The sequence below is a fragment of the Alteromonas aquimaris genome, from assembly GCF_026183695.1.
In the GTDB taxonomy this organism is placed as follows: domain Bacteria; phylum Pseudomonadota; class Gammaproteobacteria; order Enterobacterales; family Alteromonadaceae; genus Alteromonas; species Alteromonas aquimaris.
This window is the reverse complement of sequence record NZ_JAPFRD010000005.1, coordinates 473,484-484,680: the sequence shown is the minus strand read 5'-3', so window position 1 is coordinate 484,680 and position 11,197 is coordinate 473,484. Positions and strand designations below refer to the sequence as shown.

At 43.3% G+C, this 11,197-nt stretch carries 11 protein-coding genes; 4 read left to right on the top strand and 7 right to left on the bottom strand.

What is annotated here, in order from left to right:
- The first annotated feature begins 746 nt into the window (after positions 1 to 746).
- Entirely contained in the window at positions 747 to 2,375 is a 1,629-nt protein-coding gene (locus OPS25_RS05195) for a response regulator (protein WP_265616580.1), read from the top strand.
- A 327-nt stretch (positions 2,376 to 2,702) separates the two neighbouring features.
- Here the strand turns inward: OPS25_RS05195 and OPS25_RS05190 are convergent, their stop codons facing one another.
- Positions 2,703 to 3,254 (bottom strand): GNAT family N-acetyltransferase, encoded by a 552-nt coding sequence (locus tag OPS25_RS05190; RefSeq protein ID WP_265616579.1) that lies wholly within the window; start codon positions 3,252 to 3,254, stop codon positions 2,703 to 2,705.
- A gap of 445 nt (positions 3,255 to 3,699) precedes the next feature.
- Entirely contained in the window at positions 3,700 to 3,873 is a 174-nt protein-coding gene (locus tag OPS25_RS05185; RefSeq protein ID WP_265616578.1) for a hypothetical protein, read from the bottom strand.
- 467 nt (positions 3,874 to 4,340) lie between these two features.
- Here OPS25_RS05185 and OPS25_RS05180 point away from each other — a divergent pair, with 467 nt between their 5' ends.
- Both OPS25_RS05180 and OPS25_RS05175 read left to right on the top strand, forming a co-directional pair.
- A complete protein-coding gene (locus tag OPS25_RS05180; RefSeq protein ID WP_265616577.1) occupies positions 4,341 to 6,131 on the top strand; it encodes an ABCB family ABC transporter ATP-binding protein/permease in 1,791 nt (596 codons plus the stop codon).
- Positions 6,127 to 6,342: a DUF3820 family protein gene (locus OPS25_RS05175; RefSeq protein WP_265616670.1), complete on the top strand. Its 216-nt coding sequence runs from the start codon at positions 6,127 to 6,129 to the stop codon at positions 6,340 to 6,342. Before OPS25_RS05180 ends, OPS25_RS05175 begins: the two co-directional genes overlap by 5 nt.
- A 42-nt stretch (positions 6,343 to 6,384) precedes the next feature.
- Here the strand turns inward: OPS25_RS05175 and OPS25_RS05170 are convergent, their stop codons facing one another.
- Positions 6,385 to 6,789 (bottom strand): DUF3224 domain-containing protein, encoded by a 405-nt coding sequence (locus tag OPS25_RS05170; RefSeq protein ID WP_265616576.1) that lies wholly within the window; start codon positions 6,787 to 6,789, stop codon positions 6,385 to 6,387.
- 285 nt (positions 6,790 to 7,074) lie between these two features.
- On the opposite strand from OPS25_RS05170, the gene OPS25_RS05165 reads away from it, so the two are divergent.
- The gene (locus tag OPS25_RS05165; RefSeq protein WP_265616575.1) at positions 7,075 to 7,413 is read left to right on the top strand and encodes a hypothetical protein; all 339 of its coding nucleotides are present in this window, start codon (positions 7,075 to 7,077) and stop codon (positions 7,411 to 7,413) included.
- A 14-nt stretch (positions 7,414 to 7,427) separates the two neighbouring features.
- Here OPS25_RS05165 and OPS25_RS05160 read toward each other — a convergent pair whose 3' ends face one another.
- From OPS25_RS05160 to OPS25_RS05145, 4 genes are all read right to left on the bottom strand, one after another.
- Positions 7,428 to 8,771 carry a class II 3-deoxy-7-phosphoheptulonate synthase gene (locus OPS25_RS05160; protein WP_265616574.1) on the bottom strand — a complete coding sequence of 448 codons (1,344 nt, stop codon included), beginning with the start codon at positions 8,769 to 8,771 and terminating at the stop codon, positions 7,428 to 7,430.
- 156 nt (positions 8,772 to 8,927) lie between these two features.
- Positions 8,928 to 9,686, bottom strand: a complete 759-nt coding sequence (locus tag OPS25_RS05155; protein ID WP_265616573.1) for an ATP-binding cassette domain-containing protein — start codon at positions 9,684 to 9,686, stop codon at positions 8,928 to 8,930.
- The gene (locus tag OPS25_RS05150; RefSeq protein WP_265616572.1) at positions 9,683 to 10,642 is read right to left on the bottom strand and encodes a FecCD family ABC transporter permease; all 960 of its coding nucleotides are present in this window, start codon (positions 10,640 to 10,642) and stop codon (positions 9,683 to 9,685) included. Before OPS25_RS05150 ends, OPS25_RS05155 begins: the two co-directional genes overlap by 4 nt.
- Complete coding sequence (locus tag OPS25_RS05145) at positions 10,639 to 11,118, bottom strand: low molecular weight protein-tyrosine-phosphatase (RefSeq protein ID WP_407080211.1); 480 nt, start codon at positions 11,116 to 11,118, stop codon at positions 10,639 to 10,641. Before OPS25_RS05145 ends, OPS25_RS05150 begins: the two co-directional genes overlap by 4 nt.
- Positions 11,119 to 11,197: the final 79 nt, after the last annotated feature.

Genomic DNA, 11,197 nt, shown 5'->3' with positions numbered 1-11,197 from the left:
AATGGTTCAACAACGTCGTTGCGAGCCACAGCAGACGTCCACCACTCCTTCTCAAATAAGTTTTATCTCAAATTCTTAATCCAACTGTTCAAAAATCGCGCTGCTCTCAATTAATAGAATTCCAAATCAACCTTTGATATGTGTGTAAAACTCATGCTTAACTGGCAGGGGTCAATGGTTCAACAACGTCGTTGCGAGCCACAGCAGACGTCCACCACTCCTTCTCAAATAAGTTTTATCTCAAATTCTTAATCCAACTGTTCAAAAATCGCGCTGCTCTCAATTAATAGAATTCCAAATCAACCTTTGATATGTGTGTAAAACTCATGCTTAACTGGCAGGGGTCAATGGTTCAACAACGTCGTTGCGAGCCACAGCAGACGTCCACCACTCCTTCTCAAGTCAGTTATATCTCAAAGTCTTAATCCTAGTATTCAATAATCACGCTGATCTCAATTAATAGAATTCCAAATCAAATTTTTGATGTGTGTGTAAAACTCATGCTTAGCAGGAGAAACCCATACATATTAAGGTTGTCGCAACCAGTGATAAAACATTTCACAACATGTTTTCATGACATCGTAACCTTTAATAACAGAATTTAGGTCATTTATGATGACATCTTGCCAATTTAAGGTTTAAATTAATTTTTACTTTTGATTTTTTCTTTAAATAAAAATTACTTATCAATATTTTTCAATCGTCGATATGATAGGTATCTACGCAAATCGTAAGTTAGGAATAATATGAATCATAAACTGGCTGAGAAAATGCGAGTTTTGATCATTGATGATCAGGTGCTTGCCAAAGGGTATTTAAAATACTCTTTGGAACAACTTGGATTTCAACATATCGATTATGTTGAAAAGTCTTCACAAGCCGTTACAGCTTTGCGAAGTCATTATTACGATTTGGTAATCTGCGCTTATGATTTAAAAGAAGAGCGTGAAGGGTATTTCCTTTACGAACAGCTTAAGGATAATAAAGAACTTCCAGCCACCACTGCATTTGTATTTATCAGTGCTGATACCTCAGCTGAAATTGTCCACTCAATTGTAGAGTTACAACCTGACGAATTTCTTGCCAAGCCTTTTACGATTGGAGATTTAGACAAGCGTCTGAATCGAGTTTTAAAACGAAAGCAAGTCTTAAAGCCTATCTATCAGGCAATGGAAGAAGACAAGCAAGAACAGGCATTGGAGGAAATTGAAGCCTTTTTAACTGAGCCAAAACATGCTGAATTTTTCCCTCTTGCGCTCAAATTAAAGGGTGAAACATTACTTGCATGCGGATTAATTGAACAAGCCAAAGATTTTTATCAGGCCATTATCAATGTCCAGAATTTTACCTGGGCACAGATTGGATTAATCAAAACATTTATAATGCTTGATCAGGATAACGATGCAGAGAAACTAATTTTAGAACTAGCTTTATCACCTGATGCCACCTTAATGGCTTATGATTTACTGACAGGCTTACAAATTAAATTGCACGAATTTGAAGATGCGCTGGAAAGCGTCTCCATGGCGGCAGATATATCACCCCGTAATATTAAACGTCATGAAACCGCCCTGGATTTATCTCGTATCACGCACGATTATCAAGCACAGTACGAAGCGGCTAAACGCATTGTAAAATTCGCTAAAAACTCTATTCATGATAAGCCAGAAATTTATTTGAACGTAGCGCGCGCAAGTATTGATTTTGCGATGACCGCGGAAGATAAACAGACAAGTCAGCTAATAAAACAAGCCACCGATTCTCTGCGGCAAATGAAAAGCAATTTTCCGAAAGCTGATGTAGACGACCAAGTCAAGGTCATTGACGCTCGAATTATGTATTTACGTGATGAGAAAGATAATGCGAAAGCATTGTTACATCAACTCTGTGATGACAGTTGGGAAAAAGAAAATAATGAAGCGCTTCTGGATAAAGCCAAAGCGTTTCATGAAGTCGGGCTACAGGAACACGCTCTAAAAATTCTGGATGTAATAGAAAAACGTTGCCAGGACGACCCTCAACAAAGTGAATTATTCCTACAATATGTACAGCAGGAAAAAACCGAAAAGACTGAAATTACGCATAGTCCAAAAGACCTCAATAATTTTGCCGTGATTAAATATAAACGCGGCGATTTAGCCACCGCCTTGAAAACCTTCCGCCAGGCTTTCACCATCATGCCTAAGAATCCGTCGATTGCACTGAACTTACTTCAAGCCACTGCGATGGAATTAAGGGAAAAAGACAGAATTATAAATGGCAAGGCCGATACCATTATTCATCGCTGCATGAAAACCATCGAGATGGGAACGCTAAGCCAAGAGCAAGAACAAAGGTATCAGAGAATAAAGAACATTCTGGCTGATTTACATTGATTAAGCCTCCCTTTATCAAGGAGGTGTTCGACTGATTAACAACCAGTTACGATAAACTAGTCGTCATGCGTTAAGCCATTGGTTGCTTGATGATTAATTGCGTAGAAATTTTTTCCACCAAATACAACCATTGCCGCATGTGATAATTCGCTTTATCTGTTTACGGGCCAAGTACTGAAAAAATTTCCTGCTTTAACGATTCGTTTCTCACGAGTCTTCGTCATAGGATTCGAAAACGCCCCGGTAGGACATTCTCTTTATAACATTAAAAATTGTTATTCTTCGCAACACCGAGTTAATTCTAGACGCAAATCGCTATGGTCAAACCTAAGTAGTGGCAAAACTATTAATTTTTTGGGTATAAACCACCACTTCTTCATCGAAAAGTTCATCCTGATAATGAAACGTGTGACTATATGTCATGCCGAGTTTCTTCATTATGGCAATGGATGCATGGTTATTAGGATTTGCCAACGCTGAAAACTGACTAATACCAAACTCTGTGAGCGAATCTCTAACTGACTGAGCAGCTTCAGTAGCAAAACCATTTCCCCAATATTCGCGCTTAAAACGCCATCCTAATTCCAAATTCTCAGGGTCTGCTGTGGCGGTGAAAAAACCCATTGGCCGAACCAGTACCCAGCCGATGTCCTGCTGAGTTTCTTTTATGGATACTCGCCAAATCCCCCATCCCAGAGGCAAATTGGCATAGGCTTGTAAACGGGGTAAAAAGACACCTTCAATTTCCTCCCGCGTAGTTGGTTTTCCGCCATTGATATACTTCATAACCGCCTGATCCTGATCGACTTCCCACAAAAAGTCAGCATCAGCTTCCGTCACAAACGAAAAGGTAAGTCTTTTGCTGTCTTCAATTTGCATTGTTATGAATCCTTTTTTATCCGCCAATCATAGCAAAGGGTCTGGTCGCGTCGGTTTCAGGCTCGTGTTACAGGTTCAAAACGCGTTTTCGTCAAGAAAATATTCTACCCATTGAATGTCTCTGTTTATAAGAAAATTTCAAAGTACGATAACAGCGCCACTGAACAAGCATAAATGTAATCTACCTACTGCGCACACGCACAGACGATTACAATATTGACAGAAATCTTTACTGAAAGAAAATTTGAAATTTAGCCGGTCAGGCTGCTCCGAGTGTCAACACTGTGTGGCGCGTCCTATATCAGGCAATGTGGAATTTCGGAGCCTCGATTTTTCGCAACTATCAGCATTGATTGAGCCGAGTAATAATGCTCCCTCAAGGCTAGTTGGTGGTTACACGTCTCCATAAGATCAATAAAGCACACAGGCGTATTCTTCATCCTCGTTAAGAAACGCTTTGACCGTCCTGTGGTATATCCTGCAAACCATACCGCATTAATTTTAACCGCCATGGCAGTTCGAGGGCGTTAAACACACCTGCGGATAAACCATTCACCTTGGTTTTTGCGATAACAGCAGTGGACGGAGCAGGCTCTAAACAATCACTGTTCACATTCACTTGCATGCCCCCCTGCCCTGGTCTAAGCAGCAGCCTGCTGAATTAATCTTGCTGCGTGGGTTGGTAAAACGACTTTTCACATACGTAGGTGCGCGCGCAAACTTCGATAAATTAGGATAACGCTGGATGTAGAGTCGGCTCTTCGCCCGTCACTCAACTTCTACAGGGCTGGTTGGACGGCAGATGTTACCAAGGTGCTTGTTTCGTAAGTAGAAAAGAAAATTAACACTGGTGGACCGCTGTCTTAAGAAAGATAAAATTACCTTTGCAAAAGACAATTCTTGATGATCGAAAGGCGCTAACAATGACCTGTCTGCTAAGCGGATCTTTCAACCATAACTGGTCCGGAAAACAATTTACGTTATATCAGAGGTATTAACATGCCATAAATTTCGTATTGCCCACACTAAAACCTATTATTGATGATAGGATATCGCTCAATTAAATGCCGCTTTACTATTTCAATTATGCGTTCGAGCCGATTCCCCACTTCTCCCAACACCCCTATTCGCTGGCAAGTTTTTCCCATGTTGCTCCCCTATCTTCTCGAGTTTAAGGGTCGAATTGGCTTGGCTTTGGTATGTCTGATTGGAGCAAAGATCGCTACCATTGGCCTACCCTATATATTGAAATTTACCGTGGATTCGTTAAATGCGCCGTCTGCTGCGGAAATAGCAATTGCGGTCGTTGCCGCGCTAGTGGTGGCTTATGGGGCCTTACGCTTGCTCAATGTGTTACTTTCAGAGATACGTGATACGCTTTTTGGCCGCGTCACTGAACGGGCTATGCGTAGACTAGGTTTGGCAGTTTTTCGTCATCTCCACGCTTTAGATTTACATTATCACCTTAACCGACAAACAGGTGGGCTGGCCCGGGATATTGAACGAGGCAGTAGTGGCGTCAGTTTTTTGATGCGCTTTTTAGTTTTCAACATTGTGCCTACGTTTATCGAAATTTTTATCGTCGCCGGGCTGCTATTAAGTCAGTATGGAGCCAATTATGCGGTGGTGATTCTATTATCAGTCCTTATCTACGTCGCATTTTCGATAGTGGCTACGAACTGGCGCACCCATTTTGTTAACGAAATGAATCAGGCCGATTCAGCATCCAATTCCCGGGCTATTGACAGTTTATTGAACTATGAGACGGTGAAGTATTTCAACAATGAAGCCTATGAATGCGCGCATTACGACAGTTCACTGGCGCACTGGGAAACAGCCCGACGAAAAAACCGATTATCGCTGTTTGCACTAAATGGTGGGCAAGCTCTCATTATCGCCGTTGCCATGACAGCCATGTTAGCGATGGCGGCTTTTGATGTGGCGGCACAGAAAATGACCATCGGCGATTTTGTATTGATCAACGCTTTTACTATGCAAATTTTCACGCCACTAAACTTTCTCGGTTTCGTGTATCGGGAAATTAGAGGGGCTATCGCTAATATTAATAATCTATTTACGATATTAGAAAAGCGTTCCAGCATCGAAGACCGCCCCCATGCCCCAGCACTTTCAATTCAAAACAGAAAATTAACGTTTAGTCAGGTAAGTTTTGGCTACGACGAAAAACGCCTCATTTTGCAAAACGTCAGTTTTTCGATCGAACCAGGACAAAAAGTTGCTGTGGTTGGAGAAAGTGGCGCGGGTAAATCGACGTTAGTCAAATTGTTATTCAGATTTTACGACGTTAGTAATGGTACTATCTTTGTTGACAATACAGATATTCGTGATGTGAGTCAGCAATCTTTACGCGAGGCATTCGGGGTAGTGCCGCAAGATACGGTGCTCTTTAATGATTCCATTTGGGAGAACGTTAAGTATGGAAATCCCACTGCATGCGATGAAGAAATCTGGCATGCAATTAGGCAAGCGCAACTTTTGTCGTTTGTAGAGTCGTTACCAGAAAAAGAAAACACCAAGGTAGGAGAACGAGGCTTAAAAGTGTCTGGCGGTGAAAAACAGCGCATCGCGATTGCCAGAGTATTGTTAAAGAACCCACCTTTTTTGTTATTCGATGAAGCGACGTCTTCATTAGACACCCACTCTGAAAAACGGGTAATGGAAGCCATTAATCAGGTAGCACAGAACGCTAGCACTTTAATTATTGCGCATCGATTATCCACTATCGTTGACGCAGATCGTATAATTGTTTTACATCAGGGTGAAATTGTAGAGCAAGGTACACATAGCCAACTGCTCATAAACAATGGTCGATATGCGAAACTGTGGCAAGCACAACTGAAGGAAACATCTCATTGATCCTTTACAAGAAGCGATCAATCAAATAATGCCGTTTGGGAAATATGCAGGCAGAAAACTTATCCATCTACCTGAGCCTTACCTTGTCTGGTTCCACCAGCAAGGTTTTCCTGAAGGTAAACTGGGGGAACAGCTCGCCCTCATTTATGAAATCAAGTTAAACGGGTTGGAAAAAACCGTCAGGCCATTGATTGATATGTCAATTTCATAGGACTGTGGGTTTATTCGGCAAAATGATAAGTATTAAGAAATACTAGTCTTCATCCTGCAATCCGTACTCCAATTCATAATAATGTTTGCCGTTATCCACTTTAATATTCATGGAGCCGACAATACCAGATAATTCTCCGGAGCCTGAATTTGGAATGATTGGAATGTGCAACGCTTCACCTGAAGGGCCCATTATTCCGCTATGTTGCACCACAAACGCGCCCTTTTTCCCCTCAAGCGAGCCCTTAATAATTTCCAACGCAACATAGCCAGCTGAGCCTTTTACGGGTGTAAGGAGACTTAGCATTTCGCCTTTACCTGAAGCGGATAAATTGCCTTTATAAGATTTGTTAATTGTCATGCGATTGACTGTATTATCATCATCCGCCATGAATGTGGGTTCAATGGGTTTTAATTCCACCTCAAACTCGCCTACCACTTTCCTCATGTATCACTCCTTACGCAATAAATCTGATTTTACTTTTACGGTCACCAAGGATAATAGTGCTTACCTTGATAGGTTTATATCGTTTTGTAAACTGTCCGCGCTCGAACGAAAATTAGGCATACCACTGTGCTTTGTTGCGCAAGCCTGCCAGCCAATGCTTTCCATACTTCAGAACATACGGTCAGCAGATAGTGCAGATCGCTTTACCAGATCCACCCATTGTCGGCCACCATCACAGACTGTATACTCATACAGTTAACTTTACAACGTGTATGGATTTGTATTTTGAGACCTAAGCGCCAACAACAAGTCGTTATTGACCGCCAGATACTTGCATTGCATAAAGCGATGGTTGACAAAGTGGTAGCCAGACCTGAATTATGTGAGATATTGCAAAACAACCTTGAGCGATATAAAGAAATGGGCCTGCTCAGTTATGGTAGTGCTTTATTGTGGGAAAGCATATTAGCGGCCTATTCCAACCCCACGATATTCCGTGAACTAATATTAAGCAACGAGCAACGCATGGCCCAATTGCGAAGGCGCACAATATTTAGCGGTATCTTGACTGAGAATGAAAGAGAAAAAGTGCTGGCGCATTATATCACCAGCGAATTAAGTTAAGTATCAGAAGCTATTTAGCTTTGACGCAGATGATCGGCCACCAAAAAGGCCATCTCCAGCACCTGGTCGGCATTTAAGCGTGGGTCACATTGCGTTTTATACGCTTGTTTTAAATCGTCATCACTGATTTGATACGCCCCCCCGGTGCACTCAGTCACATGTTGACCTGTCATCTCTAAGTGGATCCCCCCGGCATGGGTCCCCTCGGCATCGTGTGCGGCGAAGAATTGCTTAATTTCACTCAAAATCGCATCAAAATTACGGGTTTTGTAGCCACTGGACGCTTTAAATGTATTGCCATGCATCGGGTCAGAACTCCACACCACATGCCGGCCTTCCGCTTTAACCCGACGTAGTAAGCGCGGTAAATTTTCAGCTAACGTATTAGCGCCCATGCGAGTGATAAAGGTTAACCGACCAGGATCATTTGCAGGATTCAGCGTGTCTATCAATTTCATTAATTCATCTTCCTGCATGGAAGGGCCGACTTTCACTCCAATCGGATTGTGCAGACCGCGAAAAAATTCGATATGAGCATGATCGAGCTGACGCGTTCGCTCCCCTATCCACAACATATGCGCAGAGCAGTTATAGGGCTTGCCTGACAACGTATCAATACGGGTAAGTGCCTGTTCATAATTGAGTAATAATGCTTCATGAGAAGTAAACAAAGAAGTCTCATGCAGGGTGGCGCTGGTCGTAGAATTGATACCGATGACGTCCATAAACGCGAGCGTATCGTGAATACGCGTCGCCATATCATGATAGCGCTCTTTGAGCGGGTTGTTTTCAACAAATGCCATATTCCAGCGGCTAACCTGGTGCAAGTCAGCTAAGCCACCCTGCGCAAACGCCCGTAGCAAATTCAGTGTTGCCGCACTGTGGTGATAAGCTTCAAGCATTCGGTTCGGGTCTGGGCGGCGAGCGGCTTCGGTAAACTCAAAACTATTGATGATGTCCCCGCGATAACTGGGCAGACTGACCCCGTCCAGGGTTTCCAAATCTGCAGAGCGCGGTTTGGCGTACTGACCTGCCATTCGCGTCACTTTCGTTACGGGACAACGACCGGCAAAGGTTAAGACAATCGCCATTTGCAGCAATACCTTAAAGGTATCGCGAATTTTAGGTGCATTAAATTCAGAAAAGGATTCTGCGCAGTCCCCACCCTGTAATAAAAAGCCTTTACCCTGACTCACTTCACCAAGCTGACGATATAGCTCTCGCGTTTCTTCGGCAAATACCAATGGGGGATATTTACTCAGTTTGCTCTCAACCGCTGCCAGCTGTTGCTGGTCTTCATACACAGGTTGTTGAAGAATAGGCTTATTCCTCCAACTATCCGGACGCCACTGACTCACTTTATCTCCTTAACTTTTCAACTAAGCAATTCACAGTGCTGAACGAACACGTAACCGAACAAACCGCTTAGTTTTATGCATGTACTTATAGTAGGCAGGGTGATTGTTATTATTTTTATGGCGATACTTGCCTTATTCTCCAGAAGCTTACCACACTTAAGGGGGATCAGAAGCCCCTAGCGCGTCGATTTGCCACGTATTTGCGTGTCTTTTTACATCAAAATGGCATTGATAAGTCCGCTTAAGTATATGGGGCGTAATAATATCTTCAGCACCGCCTTGCGCGATTAATTTTCCTGCTTGAATGCACCAGATTTTATCGGCATAACGTGCACTTTGGGCAATATGATGAGAACTACATACCAACGTGTTACCTTGGTCAACTAATTGACGTGAATATTCCAAAAAAGCAAGTTGGTGACGAATATCCAACGCTTGTAATGGCTCATCCAATACAAGTAAGGCTTCCCCTGCTCCTATGGCTGGCCAGACCTGAATAAGTGAGCGACAAAGCTCCACCCGCTGCAACTCTCCTCCCGAAAGGGTAGTGATTTTTTTATTGAGAAGATGGTACAGCTCAAAGACATGTTCAAGTGGCGAAGGAAGATCCCTGTAATTTTGTAAATAAAAACCCAGATACTCGTTAACAGGCAGATCAAATACAGGTTGTACGCTCTGCTGGTGAAAACAACGCAGCGTGGCGAGTTGAGCAAGGGGGATATCTTTCAACATTTGGCCTTGATAAACCACGTCGCCAGAATCAGCGCAAAGGAGTCCGGCAATGAGCTGCAGCAAGCTAGACTTGCCGGCTCCATTCTCTCCTAACAGATGCACCGAAGTGCCTTTCGCTACCTTTGCTGAGATTTGCGACAGACGCGCTCCCACCGAAACGTTTACTAAGGAAAGAGAGCTCACGTTCGCCACCTGCCTCGATAAAGTACCGCCAGCAACATAGGCCCTCCAATTGTGGCGGTTACCATAGAAACAGGTAAGGTGATGACCGTAGCGAGCTCACTTACCGCTGCCACCAGCAGCAAAATTAAGGCGCCGGTTAGCGCCGTCGCTGGGAGTAATTTTTGATTGTCATGGCCTATCACATAGCGCATCACATGTGGCACTAACAGACCAATAAAGGCGATCGAACCAGACACGGAAACAGCTGCTCCCACACCAATGGCGGAAACAAACAAGCATCGATTGATAAGCGCTTGCGGATGCACACCTGCTGCGGCTGTTGCCAATTCTCCCGCATAAAGGAAATTTAATTGTTTGGCATAATAAAGTTGTAAACCAATGCTCAGTAACATTATCGGCCCACTTACCGCGAGCAAAACCCAGTCAGATTGATGCAGGCTGCCCATGATCCAAAAGGTAAGATTACGCATAGCTCCTGCATCAGCAATTAGATACAACCAGCCAATAATAGCTCCTGCCAGGGTTGAGATAGCAATACCGGCTAAAATAACCGCCGAGGCAGCGTTGCGCAGTCGTTTTGAGATTTTGAAAATCAACCATGTCGACAGCAGTGCACCAATAAAACAACCTATTGGCAGTAGATATTGCATAGGAATTGGAAATGTAAAGGGTAATAGCATTAGTCCCGCAGCACATAGGCTGGCGCCGCTTGTAATACCAATAATACCAGGGTCGGCCAAGGGATTTCGCAGGGCCACCTGTAATGTACCACCGCTTATTGCCAGCGTTGCCCCAACCAAAAGCGCATTTAGAATTAGGGGGAATTGGAGCGTGATCAGAATATGCCAGCGTAATGCAGGCTCAGCATAACTTTGCCAGTCATGTAGCGCAATTATACCTGCCACTGTAATCAGCAAAGAGCTCAATACATACAGCAGGCATGAATATCGACTCATTGCTGCTTTAGATGTGCAATTAATCCATCGCTGGCGCTTTCTATTAAGTCCAGCACCAGTTCAAAGCCTCTTTTTCCGCCGTAATAGGGATCGGGTACTTCAGTATGAGGATCGTCGGCAAAATCCAGAAACAGTCTGATTTTGTCGTGATACTTCTCATCGCTCATGTCTTTTAAATTGCTGAGATTACTATGATCCATCGCAAGAATATAATCAAACCGCTCAAAGTCATCATCTTGAACTTTTCTGCATTTTAATCCGGAAAAATCATAACCACGCATCTCTGCTACAGCTTGAGAACGCTTATCCGGTGGACTACCAATGTGATAGCCATGCGTGCCTGCAGAATCAATTTCAATATTAAGAGCACTTTGCTTAACTTTGTGTCTGAAAACCGCTTCTGCTGTGGGAGAGCGGCATATGTTTCCCAGGCAGACAAACAAAACTGCAGGTTTATGCTGCATATAACCTTCCATTTTTAAATCTTTGTATCTTAACGCGATGACGCCTAAAATGCGGTACATAATATAACGTACCAGCAGATTAAAGGTCGAT